This is a genomic window from Streptomyces sp. NPDC059008 (assembly GCF_042749045.1).
In the GTDB taxonomy this organism is placed as follows: Bacteria; Actinomycetota; Actinomycetes; order Streptomycetales; family Streptomycetaceae; genus Streptomyces.
Map to the genome: position 1 here is coordinate 58,704 of NZ_JBHYJC010000024.1, position 17,755 is coordinate 76,458.

17 protein-coding genes are annotated in these 17,755 nt (G+C 73.6%); 9 read left to right on the plus strand and 8 right to left on the minus strand.

Features of this window, described 5'->3' with window-relative positions; genetic code table 11:
- Nucleotides 1-39: 39 nt before the first annotated feature.
- Nucleotides 40-1,413, minus strand: a complete 1,374-nt coding sequence (locus ACFWZH_RS25690) for an MFS transporter (RefSeq protein WP_384435665.1) — start codon at nt 1,411-1,413, stop codon at nt 40-42.
- Nucleotides 1,414-1,540: 127 nt separating this feature from the next.
- On the opposite strand from ACFWZH_RS25690, the gene ACFWZH_RS25695 reads away from it, so the two are divergent.
- Entirely contained in the window at nt 1,541-1,996 is a 456-nt protein-coding gene (locus tag ACFWZH_RS25695; protein WP_128503783.1) for a DUF4442 domain-containing protein, read from the plus strand.
- A gap of 214 nt (nt 1,997-2,210) precedes the next feature.
- Entirely contained in the window at nt 2,211-2,861 is a 651-nt protein-coding gene (locus tag ACFWZH_RS25700; RefSeq protein WP_384435668.1) for a DedA family protein, read from the plus strand.
- 28 nt (nt 2,862-2,889) lie between these two features.
- Here the strand turns inward: ACFWZH_RS25700 and ACFWZH_RS25705 are convergent, their stop codons facing one another.
- On the minus strand, nt 2,890-3,099 hold the full coding sequence (locus ACFWZH_RS25705) for a hypothetical protein (protein ID WP_384435671.1): 210 nt from the start codon (nt 3,097-3,099) through the stop codon (nt 2,890-2,892).
- Nucleotides 3,100-3,239: 140 nt separating this feature from the next.
- Complete coding sequence (locus ACFWZH_RS25710; RefSeq protein ID WP_384435673.1) at nt 3,240-5,297, minus strand: ATP-binding protein; 2,058 nt, start codon at nt 5,295-5,297, stop codon at nt 3,240-3,242.
- A gap of 295 nt (nt 5,298-5,592) precedes the next feature.
- Here ACFWZH_RS25710 and ACFWZH_RS25715 point away from each other — a divergent pair, with 295 nt between their 5' ends.
- On the plus strand, nt 5,593-6,588 hold the full coding sequence (locus tag ACFWZH_RS25715; RefSeq protein ID WP_384435676.1) for an alpha/beta hydrolase: 996 nt from the start codon (nt 5,593-5,595) through the stop codon (nt 6,586-6,588).
- A 51-nt stretch (nt 6,589-6,639) separates the two neighbouring features.
- Here the strand turns inward: ACFWZH_RS25715 and ACFWZH_RS25720 are convergent, their stop codons facing one another.
- On the minus strand, nt 6,640-7,185 hold the full coding sequence (locus ACFWZH_RS25720) for a gamma carbonic anhydrase family protein (RefSeq protein ID WP_384435679.1): 546 nt from the start codon (nt 7,183-7,185) through the stop codon (nt 6,640-6,642).
- A gap of 139 nt (nt 7,186-7,324) precedes the next feature.
- Here ACFWZH_RS25720 and ACFWZH_RS25725 point away from each other — a divergent pair, with 139 nt between their 5' ends.
- Nucleotides 7,325-8,083, plus strand: coding sequence for an acyltransferase (locus tag ACFWZH_RS25725; protein WP_384435682.1), 759 nt, complete (start codon nt 7,325-7,327; stop codon nt 8,081-8,083).
- Nucleotides 8,084-8,132: 49 nt separating this feature from the next.
- On the opposite strand, the gene ACFWZH_RS25730 is transcribed toward ACFWZH_RS25725, so the two are convergent.
- Nucleotides 8,133-9,002: an EamA family transporter gene (locus ACFWZH_RS25730; protein ID WP_384435684.1), complete on the minus strand. Its 870-nt coding sequence runs from the start codon at nt 9,000-9,002 to the stop codon at nt 8,133-8,135.
- 106 nt (nt 9,003-9,108) lie between these two features.
- Between ACFWZH_RS25730 and ACFWZH_RS25735 the strand changes: the two genes are divergently transcribed.
- Nucleotides 9,109-9,681 carry a helix-turn-helix domain-containing protein gene (locus ACFWZH_RS25735; protein ID WP_384435687.1) on the plus strand — a complete coding sequence of 191 codons (573 nt, stop codon included), beginning with the start codon at nt 9,109-9,111 and terminating at the stop codon, nt 9,679-9,681.
- A 55-nt stretch (nt 9,682-9,736) separates the two neighbouring features.
- Nucleotides 9,737-10,282: a YbaK/EbsC family protein gene (locus ACFWZH_RS25740; RefSeq protein ID WP_384435690.1), complete on the plus strand. Its 546-nt coding sequence runs from the start codon at nt 9,737-9,739 to the stop codon at nt 10,280-10,282.
- Between the two features lie 91 nt (nt 10,283-10,373).
- Here the strand turns inward: ACFWZH_RS25740 and ACFWZH_RS25745 are convergent, their stop codons facing one another.
- From ACFWZH_RS25745 to ACFWZH_RS25755, 3 genes are all read right to left on the minus strand, one after another.
- Nucleotides 10,374-10,865 (minus strand): GNAT family N-acetyltransferase, encoded by a 492-nt coding sequence (locus tag ACFWZH_RS25745; protein WP_384435693.1) that lies wholly within the window; start codon nt 10,863-10,865, stop codon nt 10,374-10,376.
- 25 nt (nt 10,866-10,890) lie between these two features.
- Nucleotides 10,891-11,298: a CoA-binding protein gene (locus tag ACFWZH_RS25750; RefSeq protein ID WP_384435696.1), complete on the minus strand. Its 408-nt coding sequence runs from the start codon at nt 11,296-11,298 to the stop codon at nt 10,891-10,893.
- 126 nt (nt 11,299-11,424) lie between these two features.
- Nucleotides 11,425-12,213 carry a type VII secretion system-associated protein gene (locus tag ACFWZH_RS25755; protein ID WP_384435699.1) on the minus strand — a complete coding sequence of 263 codons (789 nt, stop codon included), beginning with the start codon at nt 12,211-12,213 and terminating at the stop codon, nt 11,425-11,427.
- Between the two features lie 250 nt (nt 12,214-12,463).
- Here ACFWZH_RS25755 and ACFWZH_RS25760 point away from each other — a divergent pair, with 250 nt between their 5' ends.
- The 3 genes from ACFWZH_RS25760 to ACFWZH_RS25770 all read left to right on the plus strand — a co-directional run bounded on the left by ACFWZH_RS25760 (nt 12,464) and on the right by ACFWZH_RS25770 (nt 17,616).
- Entirely contained in the window at nt 12,464-13,090 is a 627-nt protein-coding gene (locus ACFWZH_RS25760; protein WP_384435702.1) for a YigZ family protein, read from the plus strand.
- Between the two features lie 230 nt (nt 13,091-13,320).
- Complete coding sequence (locus tag ACFWZH_RS25765; protein WP_384435705.1) at nt 13,321-14,829, plus strand: APC family permease; 1,509 nt, start codon at nt 13,321-13,323, stop codon at nt 14,827-14,829.
- A 321-nt stretch (nt 14,830-15,150) separates the two neighbouring features.
- The gene (locus ACFWZH_RS25770; protein ID WP_384435708.1) at nt 15,151-17,616 is read left to right on the plus strand and encodes a SpoIIE family protein phosphatase; all 2,466 of its coding nucleotides are present in this window, start codon (nt 15,151-15,153) and stop codon (nt 17,614-17,616) included.
- Nucleotides 17,617-17,755: the final 139 nt, after the last annotated feature.

Below are 17,755 nucleotides of genomic sequence, written 5' to 3' on the forward strand. Positions count from 1 at the left end.
CGTCCGAACGAGGTGGACGGCGGGGGCGGGCCGGCCGTCTCAGGGCCCGGCCGGGCCGGCCGAAGCGGGGAGCGAGCCACTGGACGGCGCGTCTCCCGGGTGGTCCCCGAGGGGCGGGGTGGGCACTACGGTGCTGGTCGCGGGCTCCCGCCGGGTCAGACGGCGGACATCCGGGACGCACAGGACCGCCGCGGTCAGCAGGGCGATCAGGGCCGAGCAGCCCCACAGGGCGGTCGTCCGGCCGATGAGGTCCTGTACGGGACCGGCCAGGGCGGTGGCCACCGGGACCATGGCCAGGGAGCCGAGCCAGTCGTAGGAGGAGACCCGGGAGAACTTCTCCTCGGGTATCTCCTGGTGCAGGGCCGTCATCCACGTCACGGCGAAGACCTCGACGGCGATGCCGGTGCCGAACATCAGCACGGTGAGTCCGGCGGCCGGCAGAGGTACGGCGAGCGCGGCGGACGGCAGCGCCAGCGGGAAGACGCACAGGGTTCCGGTCAGCAGCATGCGGCGCGGTCTGAGGCGGGTCATCAGCAGCGCGCCGCCCGCCGTGCCGGCGCCGAAGGCGGCCAGCGCCAGCCCCCACGGGCCGGGGCCGCCCAGCTGCTGCTCGGCGACCAGGGGCCCGTAGACCGCCTCGGCCGCCGACACCACCGCGTTGACGATGGAGAACTGGACCACCACCGCCCACAGCCAGGGCCGGGAGGCGACCTCGCGCCAGCCGTCCCGCAGATCGCGCAGCATTCCGCCGCCCGGCGCGCGCTCGGGGACCTCGCTGACGTCGAGGAACGCCCGCAACGTCCCCGCGAGGGCGAAGGCGACCGCGTCCACGGCCAGCACCCAGCCGGGGCCGACCGCGGCGACCAGCGCGCCGCCCAGCGCCGCGCCACCGATGTTCGCGCCGTTCATGCCCATCCGGAACACGGCGAAGGCGCGCCCCGCCTGCGGCCCGGAGACGCTGGCGAGCACCATCCCCTCGGAGGCCGGGGCGAAGAACGCCTGCCCCGTGCCGCCGAGCGCCGCCAGCACCGCCATCTGCCAGAGCCGCGGCTCCCCGGCCAGGACCAGTACGGCGAACAGGCCCTGGGAGGCGCAGCTGAGGACGTTCGCGGCGACCATGACGTGGTGTCGGGGGAGCCGGTCGGCGACCGCGCCGCCGATGAGCAGGAACAGGACCAGCGGGATCGTGCGGGCGGCGGCGACCAGACCGACGTCGGTGGCGGAGCCGCCGGTGGCGAGGACGGCGAAAGCGGTCGCGATCAGCGCGCCGGAGCCGCCGAGGCCGGAGAGCACCGTGGCGCCCGTGAGCAGCAGGAAGTTGCGCCCCGCCCAGCTCGGGCGGGCCGGGCCGAGGCGCTTTCGCCCGTTGCCCGCCGCCCTGTCGTCGCCGGTGTGCTGTTGTCCTGACCGCATGGGCGTCAACGATAGGCGGCGGGGTGGGCGGCCGGTGCGGCGCCGTGGCCCGGCGGCTGCGGGCGTCCGCGCTGCCCCGTCAGGCCCGGCCCTTCACAGCTAAGCTACCGCTAGGTAACATCGCCCCATGTCCTCTGAGACCCTGCCGTCGATCGGCGAAATGATGGCGGCATCCGTGCCGATGGTCCGCACCCTGAACCTGGAGTTCACCGAGACCACCGCCGAGCGCGCCGTGGTCCGCATGCCCGACCAGTCCGACTTCCACAACCACGTCGGCGGTCCGCACGCCGGCGCGATGTTCACCCTCGCCGAGTCCGCGAGCGGCGCCATCGTGATGACGGCCTTCGGTGACCAGCTCGGTCGCGCGGTGCCGCTGGCCGTGCGCGCCGAGATCGGCTACAAGAAGCTCGCCATGGGACCGGTCACCGCCACCGCGGAGCTGGGCCGGCCGGTGGCCGAGGTGGTCGCCGAGCTGGACGCCGGTGGGCGCCCCGAATTCCCCGTGAACATCGCCATCACGCGTGAGGACGGCGCGGTCACCGGCGAGATGAGCATCGTGTGGACCCTGCGCCCCAACAAGTGAGCCGCTGGGTGGGCCACCCTGGGGCCGTCGGGATCTGAATCGTTCCGCCGAGAAGCCGTATGTCGCGTACCGCACGTGAATTCGGCTCTCGGTCGGTGCGATCGAGTACGCTTCCCGGGCGCGCTGCGGCGTGTCAGGGGAACGACCGGCGCCGGCGTCACGGACGGCCGGGGCGACGGCCCACGGGGGCCCTACACCAGCGGAGGAATCGGCTTTGCACATCCAGGAGTGGCTCGAGACCGTACCGGCCGTGAGCGTCTACCTCCTGGTGGGGGTGGTCATCGGCCTGGAGAGCCTGGGCATTCCGCTGCCGGGCGAGATCGTCCTGGTCAGTGCGGCGATCCTGGCCGCGACCCAGGACCACATCGATCCGTTCGTCCTGGGCACCTGCGCGTCCGTCGGTGCGATCGTCGGTGACTCCATCGGCTATCTGATCGGCCGCAAGGGCGGTCAGCCCCTGCTGCAGTGGGCCGGGCGGAAGTTCCCCAAGCACTTCGGCCCCGACCATGTGGCCCTGGCCGAGTCGAAGTTCGACAAGTGGGGCATGTGGGCCGTGTTCTTCGGCCGCTTCATCGCGCTGCTGCGCATCTTCGCCGGTCCGCTCGCCGGCGTGCTGAAGATGCCGTACTGGAAGTTCCTGATCGCCAACGTCCTCGGCGGCATCGTCTGGGCCGGCGGTACCACCGCGCTGATCTACAGCGTGGGCATCGTCGCCGAGCCGTGGCTCAAGCGCTTCTCGACGTGGGGGCTGGTCGCCGCCGTGCTGTTCGGCATCGGCTCGTTCCTCCTGATGAAGCACCGGGCGAAGAAGGCGGCCGCCGCGCGAGAGGCCACCGAGGCCCCGGTCGCCGCGACGGTCGACTGATCGGGCCCGGAGCCGCACGTCCGGCCGGTCACGGCATCTGCCAGACGTCCGGCCCGCCGTCCCGCCACTCGAAGACGCCGGTGTCGTCCCAGACGAACTTCGTGGTGCAGAAACCGGCCCGGCGCAGGATCGCGGCCACGTCACCGGGGCGCAGCGCCCGGCCCAGATCCTGTCCGTGGAGCGTGACACGGCGGCCGCCGGTGCACGGCGGATGCACGACGACGGGGGCACGCTTCATGGCCCCAGGATGCGACCGCCCTCTTGCTCCCGCATCCCGAGCGCGGTCGATGCGTCACCCGGCGTGTTCACGGCCCGGGGCCGCGCCGTAAGCCCGTCTCGGCGCCGTCCGCCCGCTCCGGGTACGTCCGCCGTCGCTGATCAGGACCCCGCCCGGAGCCGGGAGAAGAACGGCTGTCCCCTGGAGGCGCCGCCGCGGCCGCGCTGCCACCAGGGAGCGTCCTTGTCGAGGTCCGGCACCGGGGCGCCGCCGCGTACCGCGCGCCGCAGACCGGCCAGCAGATTGCGCGCCCCCTCGATGAACAGCGGGTCGCCGATGACCTTCTTGGCCGCCAGCGCCTTGCGGCAGGCCCGCAGGGCCGCCGCCGGCTCACCGTGGGCCCGCTCGGTCACGGCCTCGGCGTACAGGACCGTCGAGTACAGCCAGTAGTCCCCGTCGGAGTGCCGGCCCGCCCAGGCGCTGCGGGCCGCCGCCCTCGCCCCGTCCGCGTCGATCGGCGCGAGCGTGATAGCCAGCAGCGCCCAGCTGTGCGCCGGACCCGGTCCGAACCACGGATCCCGGGAGCGGTGCCCGGTGGCCTCCTCCAGAGCGGCCACGGCCGCACCGGTGTCCTCGCGGTACAGGGCCACCACACCGTGCGCATGCGCGATCCGGGCCAGCCCGTCGTCGTCGGCATGCATCACCGCCGCCGTCCACGCCTGGTCGAGCAGCCGCTCCGCGGTGCCGAGCGCGTTCTCCTGCGCCGCCAGATAGCCGGCCAGCCACAGCGCCCGGGCCCGCAGCGCGGTGTCGTCCCGGGAGAGCAGCAGCAGCCGGTCCAGGTGCGCCCGCCCCTCCTGGCGGAAGCCGCAGGCCGCCCAGTGGAACCACAGCGAGACCGCGATCTCCAGCGCGCCGAGCGCATCGTCGGCGTCCTGCGGCGGGTGGGTCAGCGCGGCGTCGAGGTTGTGCTGTTCGTCCTCCACCAGCCGCACCGCGACCTGCTGGTTCGGGCCCTGCCAGGCGATCTGAGCCTCGGCCGCGAGCGCCGCACAGGCCTGCCGGAACCGGCGCAGCGCCGCGGCCTCCTCGCCCGCCTCGCGCAGCTGCGTCCGCCCGAAGTCGCGGGCGGCGCGCGGGAGCCGGTAGCGGGGTGGCAGGGTGGCCTCGGTGCCGTGCCGGGGGCCGCCGGCATCCCCGACGCGTTCGATGACCGAGGCGGTACGGAGCCGCTCCAGCGCGCCGTCGACCGCGCCTGCAGGAACGTCACTGCTGGTGCAGACGCAGCCGGCGAGCCAGGGATCGAAGTCGCCGGGCAGCACCGAGAGCCTCGCCCAGACCCGGCGGTCGACGGGCGAGCAGAGGGCGTAGCCCGCGGCGTGCGCGGCGTAGAGCGAGGTGTGCCGCACGCTCACCGCCGGCCCCGAATAGAACAGCGCGCCCTCCGCGCCCACCTGGGCCGCGAGCTGCGGCAACGACAGCCGGTCCAGCTGGTGCGCGGCCAGCGCGATCGCCAGCGGCGAGCCCTCCAGCGCCTGGCAGACCGCGACCAGCAGCTCCGGGGCGGCGGGCCCGGACCGCGCGGCCAGCAGCTCGACGGCCGGCCCGGCGATCCCCTCGCCCAGCGTCACCGGCAGCGTCGTGAGCCCGACCACCCGCTCCTCGGCGAGCCCCAGCGCGCGCCGTGCGGTCGCCACGATGCGCAGGTCCGGTTCGGCCCGCAGCAACCGCCGTACGAGCTGCGCGCACTCGCCGAGCATCGGGTCGCAGTCGTCCAGCAGCACGGTCGCGCGATGCCGCCGGCAGTGCGCGGTGAGCGCCGCGATGCCCTCCCCGGCCGCTGAGGGATCGTCCGCGGTGGAGTCCCCGCCGCCCACCGGTCCACGTGCCGGCCTGCCGACGCACGGATGCGCGCTCCGCCGGGCCAGTGCCCGTGCGGTGTGCCGGCGGGCGACGTCCGGCAGCCCGGCCGCCCGCAGCAGCGCGTCGGTCAGACCGCCCTCGGTCAGGCCGTCCCAGCAGGCGACCCGGATCACCGTGCCGCCCTGCCGGGCGGTGTGCTCCTCCAGGACGGCACGGGCCAGGACGCTCTTGCCCACCCCGGCGGCTCCGGTGAGTGTCACCAGCGGAGCGCTGCGCAGCAGGCCGGACACCTGCTCGTGCTCAACGGTCCGCCCCACTACGTCGGGCAGCGGCCCACGATCGGCCCACGCGGTCATCGGTCATCCCCAACCGCGGCACAGCGCCGCGCCCTTCCGATTGGGGAACCAACCATGCCAGAACCGGCCTACCGGTAAACAGGCGGAGGCCGCATCGAACGAGGGAAAACCCGGCCGGTGGGCTTGACGCGACGGCCGTCTTCGCGTCGGCCGGAGGGCGGACCCGCAGGTCACAAGGCCGGGGTCGGCGTCGAGCGCGCTCGGGACGTCCTTAGAGTGGTGTCTTTCGACCGGTATGGCGGTGGCACCGTGGCCGCCCGCGGCACCGGCCCAAGGATCCGAGGAGAACGTCCCGATGAAGTGCCTGCGGTGGGGTGCCGCGGTGAGTGCGGTGGCCCTGGGGCTGCTGGCCGGATGCGGCACCGGCATGGACACCGTCGACGCGTCGGGCGTGCCGCGGCTCAGGGCGCAGCCCGCGGACGCGGACAACGGCAAGCCGCGGGTGGTACCGCCCCGTGGTCCGCGCTCCTCGTTCGCCCCGTTCCGTACGACCGGTGACGACGGCACCCAGGTGGTGCGGACCCGGTGGCACGGCAGCAAGTCCGGCTTCACCGGCGACATATGGGCCTGGGTGCCGCCGCAGTACCACCAGGCGCGGTACGCCAGGAGCGGCTTCCCGGTGCTGATCGCGCTGCCCGGTGCCTACGGCTATCCGTCCAACTACTGGGCCGGGGCGTCGTTCGCGCTGCAGGAGCGGATCGCGCAGTGGTCGCAGCAGGGCAAGACGCTGCCGTTCATCGTGGTGATGCCGGTGCTCAATCCCGCCAAGAAGTACTACGACGGCAGCGACATCCCGGGGCAGCCGAAGATGGGCACCTGGCTGACCGAGGACGTACCGGACTTCGCGCGGGCCAACTTCCGTACGTACGAAGGCCGTGACGGCTGGGCCTTCATGGGGTCCTCGTCCGGTGGCTTCGCCGCGCTGAAGGCCGTGCTCAGACAGCCGGAGAAGTTCAAGGCGGCCATCGTCAACGGCCCGGACACGGCGCCGGATTCGCCGCTGTGGCGGGGCCACCCGGCCGAGATGCGCGCCAACGACCCGCGGCATCTGGCCCGGCGGCTGGCCGAGCGCCAGGGCCCGCCGGTGTACCTGGCGTTCGAGCTGGGCAGCCTGGAGGCCGCGGTGCCCGATGTGAAGGCCTTCGTCAGGGACTACACCGGCGGGCCGGTCCACTCCACGCTCTTCGAAATACCGGACGGTGTGCACAGCGCGCAGACCTACATGCAGCGCATGGCCGAGTCGCTGCACTGGATCAGCGAGCAGATGCAGGGACCGGTGCCGTCGGTGTGACGAGGCCTCCGCCGCCGGTGCGGCGCCTCGTCGGCACCCACGTGCCCCGGCTCAACTGCCGTCCTGGCCGCTCCCGATCGCGTCCCGGTGCTGCGCCGCCAGCTCCAGATACATCGCGGCGTTGACCTTGATCAGCTCGCGCTCCTCGTCGGTCAGCTCCCGCTTGACCTTCGCGGGCACCCCGGCGACCAGGGACCCGGGCGGTACCCGCATGGCCTGGGGGACCAGTGCCTGCGCGGCGATCAGCGAGCCCGCGCCGATGTGGGCGCCGTTGAGCACCGTGGCGCCCATGCCGATCAGCACGTCGTCCTCGACGGTGCAGCCGTGCAGCACCGCGTTGTGTCCGACGGAGACCCGTTCGCCGACGGTCACCGGGAAGCCGGGGTCGACATGCACGGTGCAGTTGTCCTGGATGTTGCTGTCGGCGCCGAGCACGATCGGGCCGCAGTCGGCCCGCAGCACCGCGTGGTACCAGATGCTGGCGCCCGCGGCCAGCGTGACCTCGCCGAGCACCACGGACGTAGGGGCGGTGAACGCCGCCTGATCGATGCTCGGCTCCTTGCCGCCCACCTGAGAAATCAACGCCCGTTCCGCCATCACTGGATCTCCTTTGCCGCTTCTGGGCCGCGCCACCAGCACCGTAGACGACGGCCGCACCGCCGGGCGGGTGCGGCAGCCGGTGGGGCGAAGATCACAGCCCGGCGTGCGGGTGGTCGCCCGAGGAGCCGATTACGGTGTGCGGGTGCCGATAAACCAGAACGTGTTCTCATCCGTCGCGGCCTGGCGGCGCCGGGCCGTGTCGCGTGCGGTCCATCGCGGTGCGCGCTGGGTGAGAGAGGCCGCGGCCGTCACGGCCGAGCGTCCGGGCCCGTACCGCTTCCGCCGGATCGGCCCCGGAACCCGGCTCGCCTTTCCGCAGGGCACGGTCTTCGGCGATCCGTGGATCGAGATCGGCGACTACTGCATCATCGCCCAGGACGTGACGCTGACGGCCGGCATGATGCCGGACCTCGACCTCGGCCCGGAGCCGATCCTCACGCTGGGGAACGGAGTGGTGCTGGGCCGCGGCAGCCATGTGATCGCCGATGTCCGGCTGACGATCGGCGACGACTGCTTCTTCGGCCCCGGTGTCTATGTCACCACCACCAACCACAGTTACGACGATCCCGAGATGCCGGTCGGCAAGCAGTGGCCGCGCAGCGACCCGGTCACCATCGGCCCCGGCGGCTGGATCGGCACCGGGGCGGTGATCCTGCCCGGCGCGCGGCTGGGCCGGAACGTGGTGGTCGCGGCCGGGGCCGTGGTGCGCGGCGAGGTCCCCGACCACGCGGTGGTCGCCGGTGCGCCCGCCAGGATCGTGCGCCGCTGGGACCCGCGGCAGGGCTGGCAGCCGCCGCTGCGTACGCCCACGCCGGTGCCGATCCCCGAGGGTGTCACTCCGCAGGACCTGCTCGCGCTCGAAGCGTGGCAGGAGGCGGCGGCGGGGGAGGCATAGGGCCTGTCCGACTGGGCGGGACAGACCCCAGGGGCCTCCTGAGCCGCCGTCAGCCTCCGGAGGCGAGCAGCAGCGAGCCGACCACCGCGAGGGAGGCGCCCGCGGTCTGGATCGCCCGCATCCGCTCCTTGAGGACGCCGAGCGCGGCGAGCGCGGTGACGACGGGGTAGAGCGAGGCGAGGACCGCGGCCATGGTCACCGGGCCGTTCTGGGCGGCGATGGCGTAGGTGCCGTTGGCGGCGACATCGGCTATGCCGACGAAGGCGAGCATCGGCAGCGAGCCGCGCAGGGCCGGCAGGCCGCCCTCGGGCAGCGCCGGGGTGCCGCGCCGCACCGACGCGTACAGCGCGGCGCCGCCGACGGCGATGTTGCACACCCGCTGGACGAACAGCGCCAGGAACAGCCCGGTGACGGTGGTGGACGCCTCCGCGATCAGCGCCATCACCGCGCCGAATCCGAGTGCCGAGACCAGCGTCAGCACGACCGTCTGGCGGGCCACCGACGCGCCGCTGATCCGGGGACCGCCCGCCAGCAGGACGCCGACCACGGCGACCACCATGCCGGTGGCCTGCAGCAGGCCCGGCCGCTCGCCCGCCACGATGCCGACGCCGAGCGGTACCAGGACCGTGCCGAGCGCGGCGAGCGGGGAGACCACGCCCATCGGGCCGAGCGCCAGGGCGCGGTAGAAGCAGAGCATCGCCGCCGGCCCGACGACGCCCGCGCCGACCGCGAACCACAGCTGCGGTCCGGCCTCCCGCCAGCCGCCGGTGGCCACCACGATGGCGCCCAGCACCAGGGCCGCGAGGGTCTGCGAGACCACCACCACGGTCAGCGCCTGGAAGCGTCGGGTGAGCAGTCCGCCGCCGAAGTCGGCGAGCCCCCACAGGAGGCTGGTGGCCAGGGCGAAGACCGCAGTCATGGTGAAACCTCGCAGTACAGTGAACCGGACGATCGAGTACACCACACCGTAGTGCAACAGATTGAACTGCGGTATTGAATATATTGGCCTACGACGTGGACGGACCGTGACGGATCTCGACCAGCTCACGCAGTCGCTCGCCCGCAACCTCAAGCACTGGCGCGCCGAGCGCGGCTTCACCCTCGATGCGCTGGCCGCCCGCGCCGGGGTCAGCCGAGGCATGATCATCCAGATCGAGCAGGCCCGGACGAACCCGAGCGTGGGGACCACCGTCAAGATCGCCGACGCGCTGGGCGTCAGCATCACCACGCTTCTCGACTACGAGCAGGGACCGCAGGTACGCATCGTGCCCTCGGACGAGGCGGTCCGCATGTGGTCCACCGAGGCCGGCAGCTACACCAGGCTCCTGGTGGGCGGTGAGGCGCCGGGGCCGTTCGAGCTGTGGGACTGGCGGCTGATGCCCGGCGACAGCAGCGCCTCCGACCCCCATCCGCCCGGCACCGTCGAGCTGATCCACGTCCGGGCCGGGACGCTGACGCTGGTCGTGGACGACGTGGCGCACGAGGTCCCGGCCGGCGCCTCGGCGACCTTCGAGGCCAAGGTCGCGCACGGCTACCGCAACGACGGCGGCGAGCCGGTCGAGATGACCATGTCCGTGATCATTCCGCTCGCCCGCTGAGACGGTCCGCCGACGGCCGGGCGGGGCTGTTAACTTGGCGGATATGCCTGCGCCGATGGATGCTTTCGACGATGTCCGGCCCGCCGCCGAGTGCCTGGACCTGCTGACCGGGCCCGTGGCCGCCGCGATCCGCACCTGGAGCGGATCCGTACCGGTCCAGGAACTGCGCTACGTCGACACCGACCCGGCCATCGCGGACACCGCCACCCTCGTCGCGCACCACGGTCCCTGGCTGCTGGAGCAGTCGGCGAACTGTGTGGTGGTGGCCGGCAAGCGCGGCGGCGAGAGCACCCTGGCGGCCTGTGTCGTCCTCTCGCACACCCGCGTCGACGTCAACGGGGTGGTGCGCCGTCAGCTCGGAGCCCGCAAGGCGTCGTTCGCGCCGATGGAGCAGGCGGTCGGCGACAGCGGGATGGAGTACGGCGGTATCACCCCGATCGGGCTGCCGGCCGGGTGGTCGCTGCTCGTGGACGCCGCCGTCGCCGATATCCCCTACGCGCTGATCGGCAGCGGCAGTCGCCGCGGCAAGCTCATCGTCCCCGGCAAGGCGCTGGCCGAACTCCCCGGCGCCGTCGTCCTGGAGGGGCTCGGGGTCGCCTAGGGCCTGTCCGGTGGGTCAGGGTCGGAAAGGCCCTGGGCCTGGCTCGTTCCGCCGCCCGGGTCGGTCCTGGGTCCGTCGGGTGCCCGGCCCGCTAGCGGGCGGACGCGCGGGAGCGCAGATCCAGCGAGAGCGGCGTGGAGTGCTCGGTGAAACCCAGGCTGCGGTAGAGCGGTTCGGCGCCGTCGGTGGCGTGCAGATCGACCCGGCTCACGCCCTGTGCGGCGAACCAGTCGAGCAGCGCCTCGGTCGTGGCGCGCGCATAGCCGCGGCCTTGGTAGCGGGGGTCGGTGCAGACGTTGAAGACGAAGCCGAAGCGGCCCGACGGATGGCCCGGCGCCGGCAGCCGCTCCTCGACCGTCCCGACCGCGCAGGCGGCCAGATGCGGTGCGCCGGACTCGTCACCCGCCACCACGAACGCGCCCAGCCGCGGATCCGGGCCGGCCAGCATCCGACGCGCCGCCGCCTCCGCGTCCCGCTCCCAACTCCCCGGTTCGTCCCGCCCGTTCATCGCGCGGAACATCAGCCGGCGCAGCCGGACGAGCTCGGCGGCGTCCTGGGGAACGGCGGTCCGTATCGTGATCATGCACGGACGCTAACGCACCCGCCGCTCAGCCCAGACGCGGTATCTCGATCGCCGGACAACGGTCCATCACCATGTCGAGACCGGCGTCGCGCACGCGGTCCCAGGCCGCCTCGTCGACCACGCCGAGCTGGAACCACACGGCCTTCGCCCCCACCGCGACGGCCTGGTCGGCGACGCCGCCCGCCAGCTCGCTGTTGACGAAGACATCGACCACGTCGACCGGGAAGGGGATCGCGTCGAGCGAGGGGTAGCCCGGCTCGCCGTGCACCGTCTCGGCCTTGGGGTGCACCGGCACGATCCGCTTGCCGAAGCGCTGCAGCGCCGCCGCGACGCCGTGGGCCGCACGCCGCTCGTTGCCGGACAGGCCCACCACCGCCCAGGTGTCACCGAGCTCGTTGAGGATCCTGCGGATGGTTCGGGGATCGCCGTACACGCACTGCCTCCTGCGAAGGGAAGGGTCCTGTGCGCATCAACGGCCGGTGTCGCCGGAAGATTCCCGTACGGCAGGCGCCCCGCCCGAAGGGGAAGGCGGGCGGGGCGGGCTCGATGGGCCGGCGGGTCAGTTCGCCCCGTGGGCCACTCCGCTGCCGGCCAGTCCGGCCCCGACGACGGTGCTGCCGTTGGCGGCGCGGGCCGGCTTGCCGATCGCGCGGCCGCCGCCCACCGGCTCGGCCCCGCCGGCTCCGGTGCCCGGGCGCAGCGCCCCGGCGCCGGCCGCGTCCTGGGCCTCGTCCGGTGCCTCCTGCGCCCCGGCCAGCGTCGTGCGCAGCTCCTCGGTGTCCACCAGCATGCTCACCGGCCCGGTCGGGTTGAGGTACAGCGCATGCCCCGGCGGCAGCTGCTCGACCAGCTCGCTCACCGGGCGCCGGTCGTACAGCAGCCGGCCCACGGACTCGACGTAGCTCTCCGAGGTGTAGACGGGGATGACCGGGGTTCCTTCGGGGGAGGCGGCGGCCAGCGGGGTGCCGGTCGCGGTGACCAGGACCGCGACCTCCGCGTGCGCCAGCGCCTCGGAGACCTCGTGCCCGGGACCGTAGCCGGTCGCGGCCAGCTGCAGCGCGTGGTCGACCGGGTCGGTCGGCTCCGGCCAGTCCAGCATCTGCGGCGACGGGCGGTAGTCCGGATTGTCCCGCCACTCCTCGATCTCGCCCGTCGGGCCGGACCGCCACTGACCGATCAAGGCCCACAGGGGCGGCTGCCCCTCGCCCTGCCAGGTCAGATCCACCATGGCCAGCCAGTGGTCGGGCGCGTTGCGTGCCGCCTCGACGACCTCCGGCGGGGGCTCGGGCATCTCCTCGCCCGTCACGGCGACGCCCGCCGTCGTCTCCGACTCTGTGCTCTCTTCCATGCAGCCCTCCGCCAACCCGCCGTTGCCTGGTCTACGAGCGGGGCCCCGGAAACACGAGGCTCTCGCACTGGCCTCACAGTGCCCACGGGCGGCGCCGACGTCGCCCCGACGCACCGTGCGGACGGTGCGGGTACGCCGCCTGGCCGTGTGGACCGCGCCCGTACGGCGGGCACCCGCGCCCGTTCGGCGGACAGCCCAGCGCGGCGCGGGCCGGCGTCGGCCTGTCGGTGCGGCCGCATAGGCTGGTCGGATGCAGGAGCAGTACCGCACGCTCGCGCGCGAGGGTGTCCACGAGATCGAGATCAGCAAGTCCCGCTTCCTCTGCGCGCTCGCGCCCGTCGCGACCGAGGCCGAGGCGCAGGACTTCATCGCGCGCATCCGCAAGGAGCATCCGACCGCCCGCCACCACTGCTTCGCCTACGTCCTCGGCGCCGACGGCGGCGTCCAGAAGGCCAGTGACGACGGCGAGCCGGGCGGCACCGCGGGTGTGCCGATGCTGCAGATGCTGGTGCGCCGCGAGGTGCGCTACGTCGTCGCCGTCGTCACCCGCTACTTCGGCGGCGTCAAGCTCGGTGCCGGCGGCCTGATCCGTGCCTACGGCGGCGTCGTCGGCGAGGCGCTGGACGCGCTGGGCACGGTCACCCGGCAGCGCTTCCGGCTGGTGACCGTCACCGTCGACCACCAACGGGCGGGCCGCGTCGAGAACGACCTGCGGACGACGGGACGGGCGGTACGCGAGGTGACGTACGGAGCGGAGGTGCGCATCGAGGTCGGGCTCCCGGAGGCCGACCTGGACGCCTTCCGCGCCTGGCTCGCGGACACGACGGCCGGGACGGCGCGGCTGGAGCTCGGCGGGGAGGCGTACGGGGAGCTGTGACCCGCGGGCGGACCGGGCCGAGCCGGTTCGCCCGCGGCCTGTCCGGGCCGGGCCGGGCCGGTCCGCCCGCCCGCCTGCCGGCCGCCCGCCGCGCAGGAGTGACGGTGTGCCGGCGGACCCGGAAAGTACCGCCCGGACCGGTGCGCCGGCCCGGTGATCGTGCCAGCCTGTGGCGCGGCGGCAAAGGGCCGTCGGCCCGGTGCGCGGGCCGGTACGAGAAGGGGCGGGCCGTGCCTGAACTCCTCGACGAGCGCGCGGGATTCGTCCGCCGGATCGGCCTGTTCCAGGCCACCGCCATCAACATGAGCCAGATGTGCGGCATCGGCCCCTTCGTGACCATCCCGCTGATGGTCGCCGCGTTCGGGGGGCCGCAGGCCGTCATCGGATTCCTCGCGGGGGCGGTGCTGGCGCTCGCGGACGGGCTCATCTGGGCCGAGCTGGGCGCCTCGCTGCCCGGCGCGGGCGGCAGCTACGTCTACCTGCGGCAGGCGTTCCAGTACCGCACCGGCAAGCTGATGCCGTTTCTGTTCGTCTGGACGGCCATGCTGTTCATCCCGCTCGGGATGTCCACGGGCGTGATCGGTTTCGTGCAGTACCTCGGCTATCTGTGGCCGGGCATGAGCCAGGGGCAGGGCGACCTGGTCGGCCTCGTCGTCACGGCGGGCGTCGTCGCGCTGCTGTGGCGGCGGGTGGAGAACGTCGCCAGGCTCACCGTCGTGCTGTGGACGGTGATGATCGCCTCCGTCACCCTGGTCGTCGTCGCCGCCTTCACCCACTTCAGCCCCGAGCGCGCCTTCGGCTACCCCGCGCACGCCGTCGAGCTGACGTCCGGTCACTTCTGGGTCGGCTTCGCGGCCGGGTTGACCATCGGCATCTACGACTACCTCGGCTACAACACCATCGCGTACATGGGCGCCGAGATCCGGCAGCCCGGCCGCACCATCCCGCGCGCGGTCATCACCTCGATCCTCGGCATCATGGCGATCTACCTGCTGCTGCAGATCGGCACCCTGGGTGTCGTGGACTGGCGGGACATGCTCGATCCGCACTCCACGGCGTCGTCGTCGGTGGCCTCGGCCGTGCTGGAGAAGGCGTGGGGCAGGGGAGCGGCCGACACGGTCACCGTGCTCATCCTGATCACCGCGGTCGCCTCCGTGGTCACCGGGCTCCTCGGCGGCTCCCGGGTTCCCTGCGACGCCGCCCGCGACCGGGTCTTCTTCCGCCCGTACGGCAGGCTCCACCCGCGCCACCGCTTCCCCGTACTGGGGCTGCTCACCATGGGAGCCCTGATGGCGGCGGGGTTCCTCATCGGGCGGCACACCGACCTGGCCACGGTCATCCAACTGCTGACCACCGTCATGGTGATCGTGCAGTCGCTGGCCCAGGTCGCCGCGGTCACGGTGCTGCGCCGCCGCCAGCCCGGGCTGCGCCGCCCGTACCGGATGTGGCTCTACCCGCTGCCGAGCGTCGTGGCGCTGGTCGGCTGGCTGGTGATCTACGGCTACGCGGACGAGAACTCGCCCGGCAGGCACCCCGTCGAATGGTCCCTGGCATGGGTCGCGGCGGGGGGCGTGGCCTTCCTGCTGTGGGCCCGCCACGAGAAGGAGTGGCCGTTCGGGCCGAAGCGGATCACCGAGGAGTACCTGCACGGCACGCGTCCGGGTGCCGACGGGACGCAAGGGGAGGGGGCCGGGGGAGCCGCCGCGGGCACCGAGGGCACGGTCGGGGCGCCCGGCTGAACCGCCGGCCCGCCCCGCGCGCACGCCCGGTTGCGGCGGCGGACCTCGGCGGACACAGGCGGACAGGACAACGGCACATCGTGGCCGGGCCGTTGGGCCGTCGGCCCCCGGGCCCGAGCGGAGAAGCTCGCCGTCTCGTGAAGAGCGCCCTCGGCCCGTGCGGGCTTCCGGGCTCCGCCCCTCGACGACCTGGTGGACGGCCGGGTGCGACCGACTGCGCGCTATCGGACGCATACTGCGCTTGATTGGTCAAATAATGGCAGAAACGAGTGAATCCGAGCGATACGGTACGTAACACAGCCGACAGGGACGGAAGCGGACATGGCAGCGGACAAGGCCGGCGGCCCGGCGGACGGCCCTACCGGACGGCAGGCGGCCTTCGACGTTGCGGACGCCGCCGTGCTGCTGCTCGACGCGCACGGCAGGATCGAGAGCTGGCCCACGGCGGCCGAACGACTGCTCGGGCACCGCGCCGACGACACCGTCGGCCGCCCCGTCGGCGAGCTGCTCGCCCCCGACGACGCGGCGCGGCTGCCCGTCCTCGCCGCGGACTCCCGGACACGGGGCGGCTGGTCAGGGCTGGTGTCGGCGCGGCGCACCGGCGGCCACCGCGTCGCCGTCCAGGTGCAGGTGGTGCCGGTGACGGACGGCGCCGGGCGCGGGCACTGGCTGGTCCTGGCGGCCGACGCACCTGCGGTGCCGGGCTGGGAGCGGAGCCGGCCGGTGCTGGAGCGGATCGTGACCGAGTCGCCGGTGGGCATGGCCATCGTGGACACCGATCTGCGCTACGTCTGGTCCAACACGGCCCTGGAGCAGTTCGGCGGCGCGCCCGCGCCCAAGCGCATCGGGCGGCGGCTGGGCGAGATCCAGCCCGGCCTGGACGCGGAGGCGCTGGAGGCGCAGATGCGGCGCGTGCTGCGCAGCGGCATCCCCGTGACCGGCTACGAGCACAGCGGCCGCGTGGTCTCCGACCCGTACCACGAGCGCGCCCAGACCATGTCCTTCGTCCGCCTGGACGACCCCGACGGCCGGCCGTTGGGCGTGTGCTACACGGTCATCGACGTCACCGAGCGCTACCGCTCGCGGCGGCAGATGGCCCTGCTGGACCGGGCCGGCGAGTACATCGGGCGCACGTTGGACGTCCTGCAGACCGCGCAGGACCTGGCGGACGTGGCGGTGCCGGAGCTGGCCGACCTCGTCGCCGTGGACCTGCTGGACTCCGTGGTCAGGGGTGAGGAACCGCTGCCCGGACCGCTCAGCGACGCGGACATGGTGCCGCTGCGCCGGGGCGGGCTGCGGTCGCTGCGCGACGGCGCGCCCGGCGCCGCCCCCGAGACCGGCGGCCTGGTCAGCTACCACGCCTGGTCGCCGCCCGTCCGCTGTCTGGCCGGCGGCGGATCGTGGCGGGCGGAGCGACTGGACCCGCTCGCCCCGCACTGGGCGGCCGAGCCCCCGGGCGGACGCCATCCGCACCGCACGGACCTGGGGCTGCACACCTCGATGGTGGTCCCGATCCGCGCCCGCGGCATCACCATGGGCGTCGCCACCTTCTTCCGCAGCCAGGGCGACGAGTCCTTCACCGAGGACGATCTGCGCCTGGCCGAGGAGTTCGTCGCGCGGGCCGCGGTGTGCATGGACAACGCCCGCCGCTACACCCGGGAGCGCGAGGCGGCGCTCGCCCTCCAGCGCAGCCTGCTGCCGCAGAGCTCCCCCGAGCAGGACGCGGTACGCGTGGCCTCCGCGTACCGTCCGGCGAACGAGCTGGGCGACGTGGGGGGCGACTGGTTCGACGTCATCGCACTGTCCGGTGCCCGGGTGGCTCTCGTGGTCGGCGATGTGACGGGCCATGGCATCGACGCCGTCGCGACCATGGGCCGGCTGCGCACCGCCGTACAGACGCTCGCCGCCCTCGACCTGCGCCCCGAGGAGCTGCTGGCCCACCTCGACGACGTGGTCGGCCGGGTCGTGCGGGAGGAGAAGGACAGCCGACCGGGCCCCGGGACACGCGGCAGCAGCTGCCTGTACGCCGTCTACGACCCGGTCGGCCGCACCTGCACCATGGCCAGCGCAGGGCACCCCGCGCCCGCCGTGGTCGCCCCCGACCGCACCGTCGCCTTCGTCGAGCTGCCCGTGGGCCCCCGACTGGGCGTCGGCGGCCTGCCCTTCGAATCCTTCGAGCTGGCGGTGCCCGAGGGCAGTGTCCTCGCGCTGTACACCGACGGCCTGCTGTCCGGTTCCGCCTCCGGCCTCGGCGGGCACGGCGGCAAGGAGCGCCTGCAACGCGCCCTCGCCGCACCGGGCCTGACGCTCGACGGGCTCTGCGCCCACGTCATCGACGGGCTGGTCTCCACACAGCCCCAGGACGACGTGGCGCTGCTGCTGGCCGAGACCCGCGCACTGGACGAGGACCGTTGCGCCTCCTGGGACCTGCCCGCCGACCCCGCGATCGTCGCCGAGGCCCGTGCCGATGCCGCCGGGCAGCTGGCACTGTGGGGCCTCGAGGAGCTGGCCTTCACCACGGAACTGGTGGTCAGCGAGCTGGTCACCAACGCGATCCGCTACGCGACCGGCCCGATCCAGCTGCGGCTGATCCTGGGCCAGTCGCTGATCTGCGAGGTGTCCGACGGGAGCAGCACCTCACCGTACCTGCGCCACCCCCGCACGACCGACGAGGGCGGCCGCGGACTCTTCCTGATCTCCCAGTTCACCGAGCGCTGGGGCACCCGCTACACCACCGGCGGGAAGGTCCTGTGGACCGAGCAGCCCCTCACCGCGGCGGCGTCCTGAGCCGCGGGCGCGAGAACGGGGCCGGTGCCGGGCCCCAGTGCCCGCAGCGGCCCACGGCGGGCCGCGCCGCCACGTAGACTCGTGCCGACTTGGTGCGCAAGCGAAGCCTACGGAGGGAAAACGTGCAGGTCGGAGCGGC